Origin of the sequence: Solibacillus sp. FSL R7-0682, assembly GCF_038005985.1 — a bacterium.
In the GTDB taxonomy this organism is placed as follows: domain Bacteria; phylum Bacillota; class Bacilli; order Bacillales_A; family Planococcaceae; genus Solibacillus.
In genome coordinates, this window is sequence record NZ_JBBOUI010000001.1 from 1,685,993 (window position 1) to 1,705,368 (window position 19,376).

Below are 19,376 nucleotides of genomic sequence, written 5' to 3' on the forward strand. Positions count from 1 at the left end.
GAATAACAATGGCGGAAGTTATTGCAAAGCAGCTCGTCAAATATTTAGAAGACCGTGGCGTACAACATATTTTTGGTTTATGTGGACATACAAATATCGCGGTTTTGTCAGCTTTAGAAAGTAGCGAAAAAATAAAATTTATTAGTACACGTCATGAGCAAATTGCTGCGCATATGGCAGATGGCTATGGCCGTGCCTCGAAAAAAACTGCTGTCGTACTAAGCCACTTAGGGCCAGGTTTAACAAACGCGGCAACAGGGGTTGCAAATGCAGCACTGGATTGTACACCAATGGTCGTTATTGCAGGCGATGTGCCAACACATTATTACGGAAAGCATCCACATCAAGAAGTGAATATGCACGGTGATGCAACTCAATTTGAAATTTATAAACCCTTTGTTAAACGAGCATGGCGTGTAGATAGTCCACATCTATTCCCAGAAATTTTAGAAAAAGCATTCCAATTAGCTGAATCTGGATGCCCAGGTCCTGTATTAGTTGATGTACCAATGGACATTTTTTCGAAGGAAATAGACGAAGAATGGTTTGAACGTCAAAAACGAAATACGAAAGTTCTTGAAAAATCAACGATGAAGCATACTACTGCGATTGAAATTATCAATCGGTTAGCAACAGCAAAAAATCCACTAATAATCGCAGGTGGTGGTGTACTTTTAGGGCAAGCATCTGAACAGCTAAAAGCTTTTATTAATCATTTTGAAATCCCCGTTGCGTACTCATTAATGGGCAAAGGTGCGATTTCTGATGCGCATCCTCTCGCACTTGGTATGACGGGTTTCTGGGGGACAGAATATATTAATCAAAAATGTAAAGAAGCCGACGTTATTTTAGCACTGGCAACACGCTTTAAAGAAGCAGATAGTAGCTCGTGGGAAGATCATTACACATTCCAAATACCCCCTTCAAAATTAATACAAATAGATATTGAGCCGACCGAAATTGGACGCAATTATCCAGTAGAGCTTGGAGTAGTAGCGGATGTAAAGGAATCTTTAGAGGCATTGCTCATTGCAGCAAAGGAAGTATATCCAAACGGAAAACGAAACGAAGCATTAAAACAAGAAATCGCAAAAAATAAAAGGGAATTTAAAGAAAGTAATCGTCAATTTGAAACAGATAATGCTTTCCCAATGCAACCACAACGGATTTTGGCCGATGTACGTGAAGTAATTCCAAACGATGCATTTATAACGACAGATGTTGGCTGGAATAAAAACGGAGTTGGGCAACAATTTGATGTATTAACGCCAGGAACAATATTGACTCCGGGAGGCTTTGCAACTATGGGCTTCGGCGCACCAGCAGCATTAGGAGCAAAAATTGCACATCCTAATCGAGTAGTTATTTCATTAGTTGGGGACGGAGGCTTTGGGCAAAATCCAGCCGTTTTAGCGACAGCAGCAGAAGAAAATATAGCAGTTATTTGGGTCATTATGAACAATTTCGCCTTTGGAACAATTGCTGGTTTACAAAAGGCACACTTTGATACGACATTAGGCACATTATTTAAAATTGACAACGAGCCTTACTCACCGGATTATGCAGCAATTGCTCGTGCTTATGGAGTGGAAGGGATAAAAATTGAGCGAGCGGAAGATTTTAAACCTGCATTAGATCATGCCATTCGTTTAAATAAGCCCGTTGTCATTGATGTTGCTATGCAAAACAACCCTGTTCCTACAGCTGGACACTGGAACATAATGGATATTTATTCTCCGGATAAAAAAGTGCATCACGTTTCAGTGAATTAATAATGAAAAGAGGAGTATGGAAATGAAGCAAACATATTCTATTTCTCATTTGACATTGTTAAAGTTAACTCCACCACAATTAATTTATGTAGCTGATCAAGCAGGGTATGATTTTGTTAGCTTACGTACAATTTGCATGAATCTAGGGAACGAGCCGGATTATTCGCTAGCGGATAATGCTGTGCTCTATAAGGAAACAAAGGAAGCTTTTGAAAATACGACTATACAATTTTTAGATGTTGAATTAGCAAAAATTTATGAAGGTATGGATCTAGTAAAATATGAGCGTGAAATGGAGATTGCTGCTACTTTAGGAGCGAAGCATGTAATTTCGAGTATTTGGACGGAAGATAAGACTTTTGCTATAGAACAATATGAGCGACTATGTGAAATCGCTAGTCAATATAATATGTCGGTAGATTTAGAGGCAGTACCTATTAGTTCCGTGAAAACAATTGCTGGAATTCGGCATATTCTTGAACAAACGAATGCTTCCAATAAAGGATTACTAGTAGATATTCATCATTTCCACCGTTCGCGTGAACCCATTTCCGAGCTTCATAGCATACCAGATGAGTGGGTCCATTTTATTCATTTATGTGATGCGCAACTTTCAATTCCGACAAGTGAAGAAGAAATGCGCAGAATTTTACGTGAGGAACGGTTATATATTGGAGAGGGTGGTATTGATATTCATTCAATTGTAAATGCTTTACCAAATGTGCCGATGTCTATTGAAACACCAAATTTGGAACGTTCTAATAAAATGAAGCCAGAGCAATTTGCCTTGAATTGTTTACAATCTGCTAAAGCATATTTTAATAATAAATATCGGGAAATTGGTTGAACAAGTTATATTAATAGAAAAGTCTCATCGATGGGGGAGACATCAAAAAGCTGTTCTAAAAGCATTTGCTTTTGGGACGGCTTTTAAAATTGGTTGATTATTAGAAGCAGGAAATAATACCATATCTAGCCAAACAATAGTTTTCAAAGTACAATCAAGAAAAGGAGTGAATTTTTATGATTTCGAAAATCGCTGTAGAAAAGAAAATCATTCAAGCGCCTATGGCAGGCATAACATCTCCGAATTTTGTAGCAGCTTGTAGTGAGTATGGAATATTAGGTTCAATTGGAGCTGGATACTTAAATGGAGAAGAGACAAGACAGTTTATTCAACAAGTGAAGCGTTTAACTAACAAACCTTTTAGTGTCAATTTATTTATTCAAGAAGAACCGATGATTGATATTGGGGTATTGCAAAATGCGCGGGATGCGCTGCAGCCAATTTACGAGGAATTAGGCATTCCAAATACGCAACGTGTCGTGTCAACAGAAGTGTTTGATGGACAAGTTCAGGCAATTTTGGATGAAGGTGTTGAAATTGTTTCCTTTACGTTTGGACTTCCAAATGAAACTACCATTGCAAAATTAAAAGACCACCAAATTTACTTAATTGGCACAGCTACTACAGTAGAAGAAGCACAGGCGGTAGAAAAGGCAGGGTTAGATGCTGTTGTTGTTCAAGGTGGTGAAGCTGGGGGTCATCGTGGTTCATTTACAGAGCCGTTACAAATGCTACCTACAGAAGAACTAGTGAAGCGGGTCGTGAAGGAAGTGTCGATCCCAGTTATTGCAGCTGGCGGTATTATGACACCAGAGCATGTCCAATTAATGTTGCGTCTTGGTGCTAGTATGGTTCAAGTAGGTACTGCTTTACTAACGGCTAATGAGTGTGAAGCAAGCAACGTACATAAGCAAGCCATTTTAAACTCCAAAGAGCAGGCAACAACATTAACTCGAGCATTTACCGGGAAATATGCTCGTGGTCTGAAAAATAAATTTACAGAGCAATTAAAGGATGCAGTCGTTGCACCATATCCAATCCAGCACTATTTGACACTAGATATTCGAAAAGAAAGTGCAAGACAAAATAAACCGGAATACTTATCTTTGTGGATGGGTGAAAAAAGTTATTTAGCAAAACAAGCTTCTGTACAGGACATTGTTGATGAATTATTAGGATTGAATGCTTAATATTTATTAATCATACGAGAAGATAAATGCCTATATATCGGGATTTATCTTCTTTTTATTTTTTTCAGAATATTCTTGACTGCATGGTGCCTTAGTTAGTATTCTTAATATAACTAAAAGGTTATATGTTAGGGGTGAAGTAAGTCAATGTCTGATATTTATCGAGCTTTAAGTGACCCTACACGACGTCAAATATTAACAATACTTAAGCAGGGAGACAAAAGCCAAAAGGATATAGTGGAGGCATTTAATATTTCTCAACCAGCAATTAAGAAGCATTTGACGATTTTGTTGGAGGAAAAACTCATATCGGAAAGATTACAGGGGAAATATCGTATATATTCACTCAATTCCAGCCATCTTCAGCAAACTTACCAACAAATGAAACTATACATCGAAGAACTACTTGATCATCAACTCGTAAGTTTAAAAGATTATGTAGAAAAAGGAGAGTTTCCAGATGAAAATGAATAAGGATTCTGTAAAGAGAGAAATTGTTGTGAATGCCCCCCTAAAAGTAGTGTGGGATGCTTTAACTAAGCCCGAACATTTGAATCGTTGGTATACTAAAAATGCAGAAATGGATTTTTGCATAGGTGGAAGGGGCTTTTTAAATCATGGGTGGGGTGCCACATCAGAAGGTATCTTTACAGAAATTGAAGAGATGAAACGTTTTGTACTTGAAAGTATGGATCAAAGCTTTAAGACTATCACTTCATTAGATCAAGTTGAAAATGGTATTAAAGTTAGTATCGAATATGAAAGTAACTTCTTTAAGGAAATGTCTGAAGCAAGTAAGGAAAATATGTTGTTTGGTACCGCTCAATTTCTAGAAAATCTAAAAAGTGTATATGAATTAGATTTGGATAACCGTTCAAACATGTGGCGGAGATCGATTGGTATTACGCATACAACAAATTATGAAGGATCACGTGGAACGAAAGTATTGAATGTTAAAAAAGGTTCAGTGGCAGAAGCTGCAGGTATTTTACCGGATGATATTATACATGCAATCGATCAAGATGAAATCGCTGGCTATGAATCATTTGAACGGTTGCTTTGCAAAAAAGAATTGAACCAACTCGTTACGTTTACTATAGAAAGAAGACGGGAGAATCAAGTGGTAAAGTGTTTTGTAGAGCCTTATCCTGTAAATTATTAGTGGTTTTTTATTTTTTGAAAATTAAATAATTGATAAACACTAGAAATCACCTTTCAATCTATGTTTTGACTTAAGTTCGTCCTATTGAACTTAAGTTTTTTTATGTTCCCTTTTTATTTTAAATAGTGATGAAATGAAAGGGAGGCGCATATAGTTTCGGTAAGGAAGGAGGGCTTTATTGGAGTTGCAGGATGTGCTACGTGTCGCAGGTGTGGGCTTAGTAATAGCACTTCTTCACATCTTTTTTGAGCAAATTGGAAAAAAAGAATTTTCATTTTTCCTCTTTTTTGTAGCGTACATGTATATGGCTGTGGAATTGATTCGATTTTTACGCCTGTTTTTCCAAGAAATCGTCATATTTTTCCAATGGTTAACCGGCATAAGCTAGATGATTAGCTTATTTGCAAGCATCATCTTTGTTGTGCTATTAGTATTAATCAAACAATCCATGGACAAGCTACATGCCATTATCGTCGTCATTGCTTTTTTTATTTTTGTTCAGTTTATTATTTTACGTCAGTTAATACCCTTATGGCAGAAACTAGCACAAATTTTTACTCAAGTCCCTTATAGTAAAGGGCTATTATTTACAGCATTTTTACTAATATTAAGTGAGCTCATTTGTTCACTATTAGATCAATTGGAATACGAATCCTTTGTTACAGCTGTCCAATTATCGATTCGAATCGTACTGGTTAGTTATTGGCTGACATTACTTGAACCAGCATTTCGTACGTTAGTAAACTTGCTTGAAAGGTTTTAGCTATGGACTTTTTTCTTTCGATGTTTTCCCAGCCTATTGATTCTCTTATTACTTCCATTATTTATGCCGCACTTTATGTATTATTGTATTTGCTCCTACTTGCACTCATTCCACAGCAGTCCGTCTTAATCGAGCAGTTATTTATTTTGCTATTTATCGTGATCTTCTCTGAAAAAGTAGTCGATGCATTCGTCGTCTTAACCGAACTAATCCTCGTTATGCAAAATTTTTTTATAGCCATTATTCCCGTTCTCACAACAATGCTTATCGCAGTGCAGTCCGTATTTTCGGTTATTGCATGGAATCCAATTATTATTTTTCTTATCCAGGTCATTTTATTCGTTTGCACAAAATTACTAATTCCTACGTTAATTTTGGCATTAATTTTAGATGTGTGTACAAAAATTTATCCAGCGATATCCTTCTCAAAAGCTGCCGATTTAATAAGGTCATCCGTATTGAGCGTCATCATCGCCTCGGTATTAGGGTTGACCTCTATTTTAACCTTTTCGGGAGTGGCCTTTTTTCAATTAAATGATGCAGTGAAATCGCCTATCAAAAAATTAATTGAGCAAAATATCCCGTTAATAGGGAACTTAATTGTAGAAGGATTATCATTTTTCCAGAAGACACAATCAACGGTATCAACATTTATTGGGCTTAGCTTTTTAGTAATCGTATGGAGCGCCGCGTTTTATCCGTCTGTCGTATTGTTACTCCATGCTTTATTATTTCGAGTCATTGGTGCGATGATGGAGCCTTTCTCCAATAATCGAATAAGTAGTCTCTTCGACGATGTTGGTAAGACATTGTTTGTGCTCTGTGCAGTCGCATTACTGCTTGGCTTTTCTATAATTTTCATTGTGCTATTATGTGTCGTTTTAATGCAACTTTCAATGGGGGGCTCACCATGATAGAGATATTGTTGTTAGTGTTGTTAGGCAGTAGTTTACTAGTATTTGCAGAGGAAAAAGAGTGGCATGTTTATGTGAAATTGGCACTTTATTTAACAGTGTCGAGCTATATTCTTTCACTATTTGCATAATATTGCCCTAATACTCATACATTGTGATGAAAATTGAAAATGAAGGTGGCGTTTGGCGCAAATATGTGGAAAAGAGGAAAACAAATCGCTCATTACTATTAGTAGGTAGCATTATTGTAATTGTCACGATATTTTATTTTTTATCAACAGCAACTGACGATGGACAATCCAAAAAGACAACGGAACAGCAACTTGCTGCCTTATTAAGTGAGATTCATTCAGTAGGACAAGTTCAAGTATATTTTCATTATGAACAAGCTGTAGAGAAAAGTCAGTTTTTAGCTGTATCACAACAACCGAATTTAGTTGGAGTCATTATCGTGGCAGAAGGTGCGCATCAAGCGCAAGTGAAGAGAATGTTGAAAGAAACAGTAGGGAATGTACTACAAATTCCTACACATCGTATTCAAATTGTCCCAATGCAAATGGAGGAGGAAGAAAAGTGAAGGTAAAAAAACGAACAGTTTGGTTTTTAACATTAGTAAGCTTAGTTGCCGTAATTTCTGTGTTTTACATTTTTGAAGACAATCCGACACCAAATTTTATGACAATTTTTACAGATGACGCACTTGATAATACAGAAATTTTAGGTGTCAATCAAAGTACAACACAAACGGTTAATTCAGAAAGCGATCTTTTCCAAGAAATGCGCCTAGAAATCGATAATAAAAGAAGCCAATTACGTGAACAACTAACACAAAAGGTTGCATCGGCAGATTACACTGCTGAAGAGAAAAATGCTGCCTTTGATGAAATGGATAAATTGATTAAACTGGATTCCTCTGAAGCGATGTTAGAAATGCTTATTAAATCAATGGGTTATTCAGATGCACTTGTTCGAATTGAAGATTCAAATGTTAAAGTATCTGTTATGTCTGATGAATCATCGAACCAGCAAGCAAGTGAAATTATGCATACAATCCTCTCTGAAATGGAGGAAAATGTGAAAGTGACAGTGGACTTCCAACCTTACAATTAAATGCCTGACATCATGATGTGAATTCTGTATGTGTTATATAGCAGTTGGTGCGAACTTTTGGTGTTTTAACATAGATTTGCTCTAATTTATGACTAGTTTTATGCTATTTCAATTTAACTATTTAAAAATAATCAGAAAAATTATAAAATAACTCATGTACTATAATATTGATTAAGGGGAGAAGTAACAATGTTCAAAGTTCAAGAAATCCGTGAAATTATTAAGTTAGTAGATGCTTCGTCAATTGACGAGTTCGTGTACGAAGCTGATGGAGCAAAGGTTAAATTAAAGAAAAAGGGTGGCGTTACGGAAGTCGTAGCACCTAAAAAAGAAGTAGTACAAACAGTAGTAGAAAAAGTGGAAGCGGCTCCAGCACCAGTTGCACCAGCAGCTCCAGCACCAAAAGTAGAATCTCCAGCACCGGCTGCACCAGTAGCAGATACTGCAGATCTACATAAAATCACATCTCCAATGGTTGGTACGTTCTATCAAGCTCCAAATCCAGAGTCACCAGCTTACGTTAAGGTTGGCGATAAAGTGGGCGATGAATCAATCGTATGTATCGTTGAAGCAATGAAATTATTCAACGAGATTGAAGCTGAAGTTAAAGGTGAAATCGTAGAAATTTTAGTAAAAGATGGCCAATTAGTAGAATATGGTCAACCTCTATTCCTAGTAAAAGCTGAATAAGGAGCGCGATTACCAATGAAAAAAGTATTGATTGCAAACCGTGGCGAAATTGCAGTACGTATTATCCGTGCTTGTAAAGAGCTAGGTATTCAAACTGTTGCAGTATATTCTGAGGCTGACGCAGAAGCGTTACATGTGAAATTAGCTGATGAGGCGTATTGCATCGGTCCTAAATTATCTAAAGACTCATATTTAAGTTTCCCAGCTGTGCTTGGGGTAGCACAAAAAACAGGTGTAGACGGCATCCATCCGGGCTACGGATTCTTAGCAGAAAACGCAGCTTTTGCTGAAGCTTGTGAAAACGCTGGCATTAAATTTATCGGTCCTTCCTCAGATGCAATTAAAATCATGGGGATTAAAGACGTAGCACGTGACACAATGGAAGCGGCTAATGTTCCTTTAGTTCCTGGTACTGGCATCGTACCTGATATCGAAACAGGTAAAGAATGGGCGAGCAATATCGGTTACCCAGTAATCATCAAGGCAACAGCCGGTGGTGGCGGTAAAGGGATTCGTGTAGCTCGTACAGAGGAAGAGTTAGTAAAAGGAATCGAAATTACTCAAAAAGAAGCAGCAGCGGCATTCGGCAACCCTGGTGTTTACTTAGAGAAATTTATTGAGTACTTCCGTCACTGTGAAATTCAAGTTTTAGCTGATAGTCATGGTAATGTTGTTCACCTAGGTGAGCGTGACTGTACGGTTCAACGCCGTATGCAAAAGCTTGTAGAGGAAGCACCTTCTCCAGCTTTATCAGAAGAGCGTCGTGCTCAAATGGGTGAAGCCGCAGTGAAGGCTGCAAAAGCTTGTAATTATGAAGGTGCAGGTACAATTGAGTTCATCTACGATTACCAAGAAGACAAGTTCTACTTCATGGAAATGAACACACGTATCCAAGTAGAACACCCAGTAACAGAAATGATTACGGGTGTAGACCTTGTTCAACAGCAATTAAAAATCGCTTCAGGTGCAGCACTTCCATTTAAACAAGAAGATATTAAAATCAATGGTTGGGCAATTGAATGTCGTATTAATGCTGAAAATGCATACAAAAACTTCATGCCTTCAGCTGGTTCAGTAGATACTTATGTTGTACCAGGTGGTTATGGGGTACGTGTAGACTCTGCAGTATATGCGGGCTATACAATTCCACCATACTATGATTCTATGGTAGCGAAGCTAATCGTTCATGCAGATACGCGTGATGAGGCAATCGCTAAAATGAATCGTGCACTATCAGAATTCGAAGTTGCTGGCCCAGGAATCAACACAACAATTCCTTTCCACCAAGCATTAATGAACAATGAAGTGTTCCAATCAGCGAAATTCAACACGAAATTCCTTGAAGAGAACGATATTTTAAACACAAAAAAATAATAGATATGTTATTTGAGAAAATAATATAAAAATTTTAATTATAGGTCTTCTAACTTAACCAGTTAGGGGGCCTTTTTGCATGAGTAGAATGGTGTAAAAAACAATTAGGGGGAAATTACCTTGAAAGGGAAATATAAATATATAATGTAAAGCAAATGCTGGGGGTATTCCACAAGATTAAGCTGGAAAATGGTATTGGGACGCTATTTGGGGTGGGTGGCCTGGAGATCATTGGTTTAGAACAGGCTATAACTGATCAACAGGAGTTGTCATATATATGACAAATAAAGGGTACTTATATAAGGAATCGAATAAAAGTAAAGTTTTTGAGGGAAGTATTATGTATTGGAATAATACAAGCGATGTAGCATTAGTTACTTATGGCGATAGTACGACAATTAAATATACGGAACACGGAGCTCAAGAAAGAAAAGATGTAGTACATAAAACTGAAAATGCTTCGTTCTATATGCCAAAAAGTTCAATTTTAAAGTAATTACTAGTTATAAAGGGGAAAGAAAATGAAAAAAACGCTCACTTTTATCCTGATTAGCCTACTTACTTTACTTATAAGTGGGTGTAGAGATTCAAGTAATGAATACGTGTCTAAAGACAGTGAAAAGTATATTGGTTATGTTGCTTTAGATGGAAACAACATTCAGTTAGATGATTTTGAATTCATAAAACAAGATGATAAGGAAAGAATGGAGGAGTTAGGGTTAACTGAAAGTGATATGCCAAATGGGTATTATATTCATAACGAATCAGAGGAAATACAATCCTTCACTATAGATGAGCAGACGAAGTTTACTTTTTTTGATACAGGAAATTTATTTGTAACCGAAGAGGAAGACAAAAAATACACGACAACAAATATAGAAGAATTTAAACACTTTTTATACGGTGACAGTAATATGCCAATAAAAACCCCATTTTGGGTAGATGTACAGGATGGCAAGGTCATTTCTGTGGAAGAGGAATTCGTTAATTAATTACTTCATGTGTACATTTAAAACAATTCGATTGAACCCCTACTTTCGTATGAGAATAGGGGTTTTTGTTTTGTTTAGAATAATAAGATAATTACAACTTTTTCTTCTCGGTGATAAAAATATTGCAAAACTTTCAATAAACGAATATTATAATAAAGTTCTTTTAAAATGTTCGTGTTTTTCAGAAAGAGGGATTGTCATGTTTCAACTAAAGGAAAATCAAACTACAGTGAAAAAAGAGTTATTTGCGGGATTAACGACGTTTTTAACGATGGCTTATGTCATTATTGTCAACCCAATTATATTAGCTGATGCAGGAGTGCCACTTGAGCAAGTATTTATGGCGACAATTATCGCTACTGTAATAGGTACAGGCTGGATGGCTCTATGTGCAAATTATCCAATTGCAGTTGCTCCTGGAATGGGCTTAAATGCATATTTTACTTATACAGTCGTACTTGCTTCAAATGGACAAATTCATTATTTGACTGCCTTCTCAGCAGTTTTTGTAGCAGGACTTTTATTTATTATTATTAGTTTGTCACCGCTTCGTGAAAAGCTAATTGTTGCAATTCCAGAAAACTTAAAGCTGGCTATTACAGCAGGAATTGGCTTATTTATTGCCTTTATTGGGCTTCGTATGTCAGGAATTGTTGTTGCTAATGAAACAAATTTTGTTGGGCTAGGCGATTTAAGTGCGCCGAGCACGTTATTAACATTATTTGGACTAGCTGTCACAGTTGCGTTAATGGCACGAAACGTAAATGGTGCCTTATTTATTGGGATGATTATTACAGCAATCGTAGCAGTTTTAACAAATCAGCTACATATCGATAAAGTTATGGCAATGCCACATTTGCCAGACGGCATTTTAGTGTGGAATCCGATTACTGCAATCCGAGAAGTCATTGAATATGGTCTATATGGTGTTGTCTTTTCATTCATTTTAGTTACACTGTTTGATACGACAGGAACAATGATTGGTGTAGCAAAGCAAGCAGGATTGATGAAAGATAACAAACTTCCACGTGCACGTAAAGCGTTATTAGCCGATTCTATGGCAACGACAACTGGTGCAATGCTTGGGACTAGTCCTTCAACTGCATATTTAGAGTCAGGAGCTGGTGTAGCAGCTGGTGGCCGTACAGGTTTAACTTCCTTGACGGTAGCAGTATTATTTATCGTCGCATCATTTTTTGCACCACTAGTAGGATCACTTTCAACGGTTGCGGCGATTACATCTCCTGCTTTAATCATTGTAGGTAGTTTAATGATTAGCGTTGTTAAACAAATCGATTGGGATCAATTTGAAGTAGCCTTCCCAGCATTTTTAGTAATTTTAACGATGCCGTTAACATCAAGTATTTCAACAGGGATAGCGTTAGGTTTTATTAGTTATCCATTAGTAATGTTATTTAAAGGGCAAGGACGTCAAGTTCATCCGTTAGTTTATTTATTTGCTCTGTTATTCGTCATTCAACTTGTATTCATGCCACATTAACAACAATAAAAAGTGAAAACCAACATTTTGAGTAATCGAAATGTTGGTTTTTTTGCATGAAATTGTAATCTAATGTACCCGTTCCTTTCGTTTCAACCAAACGCTTTCAAAACTCTAAATATTTTAAATTTTCAAAATGTTGTTGCATTTAATGGGCGATTGTATGAAAATATTAACAATAATATTTAATTTTTTAGTTTTTAACAATATTTATATAAATCATATTTTGCAGGAGGGTGGATATTTCATGTCAAAAAAAATATTTGCAATACTATTACTTTCGTTGATGCTAATTTTGGTTGCTTGTAGTACAAATGAGTCTTCAGAAGGAGGCGAAAGTGGAGGAAACACACCTACAAATGATAATAAAGATTTAATAATCGCCATAGGTAGTGACATGGTTGGCTTTGATATTCATGATCATAACAACACCTCTACGGAGTCAATCCATCAGCATATGTTTGATTATTTGTTTAAACGAGATAAAAACAATGAACTACAGCCAATGTTGGCGGAGTCTTATGAAATTTTAGATGACCAAACCGTTGAAATTAAATTAAAAAAAGGGGTTAAATTTCATAATGGTGATGAATTTACAGCTGAGGATGTGAAGTTCACTTTAGAGCGCGTAGCACAAACAGACACGCTTCAGGAGCATGCAAACTATAAGCAAATTCAAGAAGTTAAAATTATTGATCCTCTGACAGTGCAAATTATTACGAAAGCTCCTGAGCCATCGATAATTCACCGTTTGTCTCGTTTAGGTTCGGGGATGTTACCGAAAAAATATATTGAAGAAAACGGTTGGGATCATTTCTTAGAAAATCCTATCGGTACAGGACCATATAAATATGTGGAATGGGTGCGCGATAATAAAATCGTTTTTGAGCGATTTGATGATTATTATCAAGGGGCAGTCGAGGAGTGGGATACGGTCACTTTCCGAATCATTCCTGAAAATTCAACAAGAGTTTCAGAGCTATTAACTGGTGGTGTTGATATAGCAACGAATATTCCACCAGCAGATTGGGATCGTGTGAATAATAACGATGGAACGAGCTTAAAGCAAGAAGTTTCAAACCGTACGATATTTTTAAATCTTCGTGCCTCTGATGGTTATCCAACCGCTGACGTAAAGGTTCGCCAAGCAATTGATTATGCAATTGATGATAAAACGTTAGCGGAAATCGCTTTAAAAGGAGCAGGGATTCCTGTGCGATCAATGGTAGGACCAGGTAATTTTGGACATGAACCGAGCCTATATAACAGCTATAACTATGATGTAGATAAAGCAAAGCAATTATTAGCAGACGCCGGCTATCCAGATGGCTTTGAAATGACGTTCCATTCGCCTAAAGGTCGTTACTTAATGGATGCTGAAGTAGCAGAGTTAATTGTCGGAATGTTAAGCCAAGTGGGAATTAAAGTGAACCTGCAATTTATGGAATGGAGTAGTTTCGTTCAAATGCGAAATGCGAATGAAAATAAAGACATGTATTTATTAGGCTTAGGAAATTCCATGTTTGACGGTGCATATGCGGTTGACTGGTTTAATGCTGCTCGTAATGAAGGGCATACAGATTACGAAAATCAACAAGTGGAGGAACTTCTAGCTCAATCTAAAGTGAATATGGACCCTACAACTCGAGAAAAACAAATTCAAGAAATCCAAAAAGTTGTCGCAGAGGATGTACCATATGTATTTTTATATCTCGAGAAAATTAATGTTGGTGTCAATGACAGAGTAGACTTTACGCCTTCTTCTGACGAAATGCTATATGCACCAAACATGTCATTAAAATAATGGAATGTAGAGGGCCAGTTGATATTGATCACTGGTCTTTCTATTTTTGGAGGTGGACCAATGCTAAAGTTTTTGCTAAAAAGACTTCTAGAAATTATACCCGTTTTACTTATTATCTCATTTATTGTTTTTACGTTAGTTTTTGTTGCAGGAGATCCTGTTGCGTTAATGCTACCAGAGGATGCTAGCCAAGAGGATATTGAAAATCTACGGGAAGCGCTAGGGCTAAATGATCCCTTCATCGTACAGTACGGTACATATATGTTGAATTTACTGCAAGGTGATTTTGGGGACTCGTTTCGCTATAACACAGCAGCTCTTCCGTTAGTTCTTGAACGGTTACCGGCCACATTAGAACTAGCCTTTGCATCTCTAGTGATTGCAATTATCATCGCTATCCCATTTGGAATTTGGTCTGCGACAAAACGTAATACAGTATTTGATTTATTTATCACTGGTACGTCAGTAGTCGCAAAGGCGATGCCAAATTTCTGGTTAGGGATCATGCTCATTTTGCTTTTCTCAGTCACATTAGGTATGTTGCCCGTATCAGGATATGGTAGTTGGCAACATTTAGTTTTACCGGCAATTACGTTAGGTACGGGGATTGGCGCAGAAATGACGAGGCTTGTTCGTTCAAGCATGGTTGAAATTATTAACCAGGATTATGTAAGAACTGCAAAAAGTAAAGGGATTCACAAATTTTTCGTTATCTATAAACATGCATTCCGAAATTCATTACTACCTGTAGTGACGATTACAGCTCTTCAAATATCAACGTTAGTAGGAGGAGCGTTAATTACTGAAACGGTATTCTCTTGGCCAGGACTTGGTCAATTACTAATTCAAGCTGTGAATACACGAGATATGGCTATCGTTCAAGCAAGTGTTTTTGTCATTGCCATCCTCGTCATTATGACGAACTTATTTGCGGATATTTTATATCGTGTGCTAGACCCACGTATTAAGTATTAAGGGAGGAGACAATATGGCCAATCAAGTATTAGAAGTAAAAGAAGAAGTGCACTACACCAAACCTAAAAAACAATTTGCCTTAAAAAAACTCCTTCATTCCTTATGGAAAAGTAAAACAGGTTTAGTTGGTTTTATCATTGTTTTATTTGTCGTTATTATTGCGGTTTTTGCTCCAGTATTAGCACCCTACGATCCACAAGCGATGAACCCAGCAATGATGTTGAAGCCTCCTTTTTGGGTTGAAGGCAATGATCCAGCTTATTTATTAGGGACGGATAATTTAGGGAGAGATATTTTAAGCCGGATTATTTATGGTTCCCAAGTTTCGCTATTGGTGGGAATTTCTTCTGTTGTATTAGCCGGTATTATTGGCATATTTGTAGGGCTCGTTTCAGGCTTCTATGGCGGTGTAGTAGATATGCTCTTAATGAGATTAGTTGATTCATTTCTAGCAATTCCTAATATTCTATTTGCGTTAGTATTTTTAGCAGTATTTGGGCCAAGTGTTACAACCTTAATTATTGTTATTGGCGTGACCAATTGGGTTGCCTATGCACGCATTGTACGAAGCGAAACACTTTCCATTAAGGAGCGTGAATATGTAAAAGCTGCACGCTCAATTGGTGTGAAAAGTCCGATTATTATATTCCGACATGTATTACCAAATGTGATGTCATCCTTTATTGTTATATCCACATTGAGTGTCGCATCGACGATTATTTTAGAGGCTTCGCTAAGCTTTCTTGGCTTAGGAATTCAACCGCCAACGATATCATGGGGAGGAATTTTAAGTGACGGGCGGGATTATATTGCAACAAGCTGGTGGCTCGCCACATTACCTGGAATAGCCATTACAATTACCGTACTTGGGATTATCTTTTTAGGAGACTGGTTACGCGATATTCTAGACCCACGTTCACAAGGGAGAAGCTAAGGGGGACTTTGTATGCAATCAGAAGTAATTTTACAAGTAGAGGATCTTCACACATATTTTAAGACGGGCTCTGGAGACGTCCCATCTGTTAACGGGGTTTCTTTCGATATTCGTGAAGGAGAAACACTCGCCATTGTCGGAGAATCTGGCTCAGGAAAAAGTGTTACATCACTGTCCATAATGGGGTTGATTGAAAAACCAGGTGAAGTACGAAAAGGGAAAATTCAGTTTAAAAATAAAGATTTAATGAAAATAAGTGAGAAGGAATACCGCAATCTTCGAGGAAATGAAATCGCAATGATTTTCCAGGAGCCTTTAACAGCGCTTAATCCGCTGTTTACTGTCGGCAATCAAATTTCCGAAACGATTCGATTACATCAAAAACTAGATAAGAAAAAAGCAAAAGAAAAAGGAATCGACATGTTAAGGCATGTAGGGATTCCTCGACCAGAAAAAGTATATAACACGTATCCTCATACTTTAAGTGGTGGGATGCGTCAACGAGTGATGATCGCGATGGCTCTTTCTTGTCATCCAAAGTTACTTATAGCCGATGAACCAACGACTGCACTTGATGTGACAATACAAGCACAAATTTTGGATCTTATGCGCAACCTTTCAAAAGGAGATCAGACAGCCATCTTATTAATTACCCATGACTTGGGGGTTGTAGCGGAAATGGCAGACCGTGTAGTAGTGATGTACTGTGGGCAAGTAGTGGAAAGTGCAGATGTTTATAAAATTTTTGAACAACCATTGCATCCCTACACGAAAGGATTGTTAGATAGTACACCTAAATTTTTTATAGAAGATGAGCAACTCAAATCGATTCTTGGGACAGTACCGACGATGGATAATATGCCTCTTGGGTGTAAATTTTGCCCACGTTGTACAGTAGCAATTGATCAATGCTATAAAGAGGAGCCGAAATTAACCGAACTTTCCGATGGGCGCCAAGTACGCTGCTGGCTTGTAGGCAAAAAGGGGGAGACTGGATGACGTCATCTTTAGTTGAAAAAAAGGTTTTATTAGATGTAGCGCATTTAAAAAAGTATTTTGAAATAAAAGAAGGCTTTAAGGAAAAGAAATATTTAAAGGCAGTTGACGACATTTCTTTTCACGTATACGAAGGTGAAACGCTAGGTATCGTTGGAGAATCCGGCTGTGGTAAATCAACAACGGGAAATCTTCTGCTTCATTTATTAGAAAAAACGAGCGGTACAATTATCTTTAATGGTAAGAATATGGATGAGATGTCCAAGGAACAGCTACGAAAATGCCGTGCTGATATACAAATGATTTTCCAAGATCCGTTTTCCTCTTTAAATCCACGTATGCGTGTCATTGATATTATTGGGGAGCCGATAAAAACACATGCGAAGAAAACTAAAAAGGAACGTCAGGAACTTGTTTATCAATTGATGGATTCGGTAGGCTTGCCAAGAGAATATGCACTACGTTATCCCCATGAATTTTCAGGAGGACAAAGGCAGCGCATCGGAATTGCTCGAGCAATAGCGTTAAAACCAAAGCTAATTATTTGTGATGAACCTGTATCTGCGTTGGATGTATCCATACAAGCCCAAATATTAAACCTACTACTAAAGTTGCAAAAGGAATTTCAATTAACATTTATTTTCATAGCTCATGGGTTACCAGCAGTAAAATATATTAGTGATCGAATTGCGGTTATGTACTTAGGTAAAATAATTGAGATTACAACAAAGGCCAAACTTTTTAATAACCCAATGCATCCCTATACGAATAGTCTTGTTTCCGCAGTACCGTTACCTAACCCAAAAATTCGAGAGCAACGTCAGCGATTAATATTAGAGGGGGATATTCCGAGTAATGTGGATTTACCAAACGGATGCCGTTTTCACACACGATGTCCATTTGTTCAAGAGAAATGTAAAATGGAAACGCCTGAGTTAGAAGAGTTAGAACCAGGTCATTATGTAGCCTGCCTCTATCCAGTGAAGCATGACAAAAATGAATGAGAGGTGCTAAAGTAGTAACCACTACGTTAATTATGGAGAGATTTTTAGAGAAGAGCATAACTGACATGTTATCTTTATTGAAGGAACTAGTAAATCAGGATTCGGGGAGTCAATATATAATAGGCGTAAACAAGGTTGGTCAAATAATTCGACAACAGTTTGAACACTTAGGGTTTGAAGTGAAGGAAGTCAAACAACAAAAAACTGGTAATCATTTAGTTATTCAACATAAAGATGCAGTAAATCCATCCATATTGTTAATTGCACATATGGATACAGTTTATAAAGAGGGAACGGCCGCCATACGTCCATTTACTATTGCCCATAATCGTGCTTATGGTCCGGGTGTCATTGATATGAAAGGGAGCCATGTAGCAATCATTTATGCTGTAAAAGCACTTCTTGATGCTGGGAAGTACGATGTTTTAAAAAACATTGTGTTACTCTTTAATTCTGACGAAGAAATTGGCTCTCCTACTTCAAGAAAATTAATTGAACGCGTTGCACTTGATAAAGATTGTTGTATTTGTTTAGAACCAGCTCGAGAAAATGGTGCGCTCGTGAGTGCTCGTAGAGGTGGTGGTGATTATATTATCAAGGTTCATGGTCGTGCTTCCCATGCTGGGATTGCACCAGAAGAAGGGGCAAATGCCATTGAAGAAATTGCGCATAAAATTATTAAGTTACATAAGCTTAATAGACCAATTGAGGGCATAAGTGTAAATTGCGACATTATTCATGGGGGTATGGCTGCAAATGTAATTGCAGATTATGCAGAAACTTGTGTAGATATCCGTACGTCTAAAGTGGAACAAGCTGAATTTTTAGAAGAAAAGATACAAGAAATTTGCAATGAAACGTTTGTACCTGGGACGAAAACCGAATTGTTTGGAACAATCAATCGCCCTCCAATGGAAAAAAATCGAGGAACAATCGCATTACTGGAACGAATTTATTCATTAGCAGAGCAATTAGAAATAAAATTATCCGATGTAGCAACAGGTGGTGGAGGAGATGCCTCCTTTACATCTGCTTTAGGAATTCCGACGATTGATGGTTTAGGTCCGATTGGTGGCTTTGCTCATTCAGAAAGAGAATATTTAGAAATACCTTCGTTAGTGGAGCGTACGTTACTGTTAGCGAAATTTATGGAAAGTTTAACGGCCAAGAAACTTGAAACGGATAAAGTTTTCACTTAGGATTTCATATTAAAATTATATACATGATGAAACTTCATACACTAGTCGAACGTTCATATAGAACGATTGGCTAGTGTTTTTATGTAGTATTCCTTAGTTTAAAATCGTTATTAGTCCTACAAGAGGGTTGAATATGTAGTGTAGTGCTT

The 19,376-nt window shown here is 37.2% G+C and carries 22 protein-coding genes; all 22 read left to right on the plus strand.

The genetic code is table 11. The annotated features are described in order from the left end of the window. Positions 1-8: 8 nt before the first annotated feature. The gene (locus MKZ17_RS08655; RefSeq protein ID WP_340723337.1) at positions 9-1,772 is read left to right on the plus strand and encodes a thiamine pyrophosphate-binding protein; all 1,764 of its coding nucleotides are present in this window, start codon (positions 9-11) and stop codon (positions 1,770-1,772) included. A gap of 22 nt (positions 1,773-1,794) precedes the next feature. Next, positions 1,795-2,619: a sugar phosphate isomerase/epimerase family protein gene (locus MKZ17_RS08660; protein ID WP_340723338.1), complete on the plus strand. Its 825-nt coding sequence runs from the start codon at positions 1,795-1,797 to the stop codon at positions 2,617-2,619. 176 nt (positions 2,620-2,795) lie between these two features. Continuing rightward, a complete protein-coding gene (locus tag MKZ17_RS08665) occupies positions 2,796-3,809 on the plus strand; it encodes an NAD(P)H-dependent flavin oxidoreductase (RefSeq protein WP_340723339.1) in 1,014 nt (337 codons plus the stop codon). Positions 3,810-3,956: 147 nt separating this feature from the next. Continuing rightward, positions 3,957-4,283 carry a metalloregulator ArsR/SmtB family transcription factor gene (locus tag MKZ17_RS08670; protein ID WP_340723340.1) on the plus strand — a complete coding sequence of 109 codons (327 nt, stop codon included), beginning with the start codon at positions 3,957-3,959 and terminating at the stop codon, positions 4,281-4,283. After that, positions 4,270-4,971 carry an SRPBCC domain-containing protein gene (locus MKZ17_RS08675; protein ID WP_340723341.1) on the plus strand — a complete coding sequence of 234 codons (702 nt, stop codon included), beginning with the start codon at positions 4,270-4,272 and terminating at the stop codon, positions 4,969-4,971. Before MKZ17_RS08670 ends, MKZ17_RS08675 begins: the two co-directional genes overlap by 14 nt. A 178-nt stretch (positions 4,972-5,149) precedes the next feature. Next, positions 5,150-5,359 carry a stage III sporulation protein AC gene (locus tag MKZ17_RS08680; protein ID WP_340723342.1) on the plus strand — a complete coding sequence of 70 codons (210 nt, stop codon included), beginning with the start codon at positions 5,150-5,152 and terminating at the stop codon, positions 5,357-5,359. Then, positions 5,360-5,734, plus strand: a complete 375-nt coding sequence (locus MKZ17_RS08685) for a pyruvate formate-lyase (protein WP_340723343.1) — start codon at positions 5,360-5,362, stop codon at positions 5,732-5,734. Between the two features lie 2 nt (positions 5,735-5,736). Beyond that, positions 5,737-6,648, plus strand: coding sequence for a stage III sporulation protein AE (locus MKZ17_RS08690; protein WP_340723344.1), 912 nt, complete (start codon positions 5,737-5,739; stop codon positions 6,646-6,648). Further along, positions 6,645-6,779 (plus strand): hypothetical protein, encoded by a 135-nt coding sequence (locus MKZ17_RS08695; protein ID WP_340723345.1) that lies wholly within the window; start codon positions 6,645-6,647, stop codon positions 6,777-6,779. The genes MKZ17_RS08690 and MKZ17_RS08695 overlap by 4 nt, the downstream gene beginning before the upstream one ends. 65 nt (positions 6,780-6,844) lie before the next feature. Beyond that, positions 6,845-7,225 (plus strand): hypothetical protein, encoded by a 381-nt coding sequence (locus tag MKZ17_RS08700; RefSeq protein WP_340723346.1) that lies wholly within the window; start codon positions 6,845-6,847, stop codon positions 7,223-7,225. Next, positions 7,222-7,758 (plus strand): SpoIIIAH-like family protein, encoded by a 537-nt coding sequence (locus MKZ17_RS08705; RefSeq protein ID WP_340723347.1) that lies wholly within the window; start codon positions 7,222-7,224, stop codon positions 7,756-7,758. The genes MKZ17_RS08700 and MKZ17_RS08705 overlap by 4 nt, the downstream gene beginning before the upstream one ends. A 189-nt stretch (positions 7,759-7,947) precedes the next feature. Beyond that, positions 7,948-8,448: an acetyl-CoA carboxylase biotin carboxyl carrier protein gene (accB, locus tag MKZ17_RS08710; protein ID WP_340723348.1), complete on the plus strand. Its 501-nt coding sequence runs from the start codon at positions 7,948-7,950 to the stop codon at positions 8,446-8,448. 15 nt (positions 8,449-8,463) lie between these two features. Next, a complete protein-coding gene (gene accC / locus MKZ17_RS08715; protein ID WP_340723349.1) occupies positions 8,464-9,822 on the plus strand; it encodes an acetyl-CoA carboxylase biotin carboxylase subunit in 1,359 nt (452 codons plus the stop codon). Between the two features lie 277 nt (positions 9,823-10,099). Continuing rightward, on the plus strand, positions 10,100-10,318 hold the full coding sequence (locus MKZ17_RS08720; RefSeq protein ID WP_340723350.1) for a hypothetical protein: 219 nt from the start codon (positions 10,100-10,102) through the stop codon (positions 10,316-10,318). Positions 10,319-10,343: 25 nt separating this feature from the next. Next, positions 10,344-10,814, plus strand: a complete 471-nt coding sequence (locus tag MKZ17_RS08725) for a hypothetical protein (RefSeq protein ID WP_340723351.1) — start codon at positions 10,344-10,346, stop codon at positions 10,812-10,814. Positions 10,815-11,013: 199 nt separating this feature from the next. After that, positions 11,014-12,315 carry an NCS2 family permease gene (locus MKZ17_RS08730; protein WP_340723352.1) on the plus strand — a complete coding sequence of 434 codons (1,302 nt, stop codon included), beginning with the start codon at positions 11,014-11,016 and terminating at the stop codon, positions 12,313-12,315. 247 nt (positions 12,316-12,562) lie between these two features. Further along, positions 12,563-14,119, plus strand: a complete 1,557-nt coding sequence (locus tag MKZ17_RS08735; protein ID WP_340723353.1) for an ABC transporter substrate-binding protein — start codon at positions 12,563-12,565, stop codon at positions 14,117-14,119. Between the two features lie 60 nt (positions 14,120-14,179). After that, positions 14,180-15,094, plus strand: coding sequence for an ABC transporter permease (locus MKZ17_RS08740; protein ID WP_340723354.1), 915 nt, complete (start codon positions 14,180-14,182; stop codon positions 15,092-15,094). A 13-nt stretch (positions 15,095-15,107) separates the two neighbouring features. Beyond that, a complete protein-coding gene (locus MKZ17_RS08745; protein WP_340723355.1) occupies positions 15,108-16,028 on the plus strand; it encodes an ABC transporter permease in 921 nt (306 codons plus the stop codon). 12 nt (positions 16,029-16,040) lie between these two features. Continuing rightward, on the plus strand, positions 16,041-17,027 hold the full coding sequence (locus MKZ17_RS08750; RefSeq protein ID WP_340723356.1) for an ABC transporter ATP-binding protein: 987 nt from the start codon (positions 16,041-16,043) through the stop codon (positions 17,025-17,027). Further along, entirely contained in the window at positions 17,024-18,028 is a 1,005-nt protein-coding gene (locus MKZ17_RS08755) for an ABC transporter ATP-binding protein (protein WP_340723357.1), read from the plus strand. The genes MKZ17_RS08750 and MKZ17_RS08755 overlap by 4 nt, the downstream gene beginning before the upstream one ends. A 65-nt stretch (positions 18,029-18,093) precedes the next feature. Continuing rightward, complete coding sequence (locus MKZ17_RS08760) at positions 18,094-19,227, plus strand: M20 family metallopeptidase (protein ID WP_340723358.1); 1,134 nt, start codon at positions 18,094-18,096, stop codon at positions 19,225-19,227. Positions 19,228-19,376 lie beyond the last annotated feature (149 nt).

What these genes read in the sequence shown, in the direction of transcription:
- MKZ17_RS08670 (WP_340723340.1), top strand. Translation starts at nt 3,957, where the DNA reads ATGTCTGATATTTATCGAGCTTTAAGTGACCCTACACGACGTCAAATA.
- MKZ17_RS08690 (WP_340723344.1), top strand. Translation starts at nt 5,737, where the DNA reads ATGGACTTTTTTCTTTCGATGTTTTCCCAGCCTATTGATTCTCTTATT.
- MKZ17_RS08750 (WP_340723356.1), top strand. Translation starts at nt 16,041, where the DNA reads ATGCAATCAGAAGTAATTTTACAAGTAGAGGATCTTCACACATATTTT.
- MKZ17_RS08760 (WP_340723358.1), top strand. Translation starts at nt 18,094, where the DNA reads ATGTTATCTTTATTGAAGGAACTAGTAAATCAGGATTCGGGGAGTCAA.
- MKZ17_RS08695 (WP_340723345.1), top strand. Translation starts at nt 6,645, where the DNA reads ATGATAGAGATATTGTTGTTAGTGTTGTTAGGCAGTAGTTTACTAGTA.
- MKZ17_RS08675 (WP_340723341.1), top strand. Translation starts at nt 4,270, where the DNA reads ATGAAAATGAATAAGGATTCTGTAAAGAGAGAAATTGTTGTGAATGCC.
- MKZ17_RS08685 (WP_340723343.1), top strand. Translation starts at nt 5,360, where the DNA reads ATGATTAGCTTATTTGCAAGCATCATCTTTGTTGTGCTATTAGTATTA.
- MKZ17_RS08655 (WP_340723337.1), top strand. Translation starts at nt 9, where the DNA reads ATGGCGGAAGTTATTGCAAAGCAGCTCGTCAAATATTTAGAAGACCGT.
- MKZ17_RS08735 (WP_340723353.1), top strand. Translation starts at nt 12,563, where the DNA reads ATGTCAAAAAAAATATTTGCAATACTATTACTTTCGTTGATGCTAATT.
- MKZ17_RS08745 (WP_340723355.1), top strand. Translation starts at nt 15,108, where the DNA reads ATGGCCAATCAAGTATTAGAAGTAAAAGAAGAAGTGCACTACACCAAA.
- MKZ17_RS08725 (WP_340723351.1), top strand. Translation starts at nt 10,344, where the DNA reads ATGAAAAAAACGCTCACTTTTATCCTGATTAGCCTACTTACTTTACTT.
- MKZ17_RS08660 (WP_340723338.1), top strand. Translation starts at nt 1,795, where the DNA reads ATGAAGCAAACATATTCTATTTCTCATTTGACATTGTTAAAGTTAACT.
- accB (WP_340723348.1), top strand. Translation starts at nt 7,948, where the DNA reads ATGTTCAAAGTTCAAGAAATCCGTGAAATTATTAAGTTAGTAGATGCT.
- MKZ17_RS08720 (WP_340723350.1), top strand. Translation starts at nt 10,100, where the DNA reads ATGACAAATAAAGGGTACTTATATAAGGAATCGAATAAAAGTAAAGTT.
- MKZ17_RS08730 (WP_340723352.1), top strand. Translation starts at nt 11,014, where the DNA reads ATGTTTCAACTAAAGGAAAATCAAACTACAGTGAAAAAAGAGTTATTT.
- accC (WP_340723349.1), top strand. Translation starts at nt 8,464, where the DNA reads ATGAAAAAAGTATTGATTGCAAACCGTGGCGAAATTGCAGTACGTATT.
- MKZ17_RS08740 (WP_340723354.1), top strand. Translation starts at nt 14,180, where the DNA reads ATGCTAAAGTTTTTGCTAAAAAGACTTCTAGAAATTATACCCGTTTTA.
- MKZ17_RS08665 (WP_340723339.1), top strand. Translation starts at nt 2,796, where the DNA reads ATGATTTCGAAAATCGCTGTAGAAAAGAAAATCATTCAAGCGCCTATG.
- MKZ17_RS08755 (WP_340723357.1), top strand. Translation starts at nt 17,024, where the DNA reads ATGACGTCATCTTTAGTTGAAAAAAAGGTTTTATTAGATGTAGCGCAT.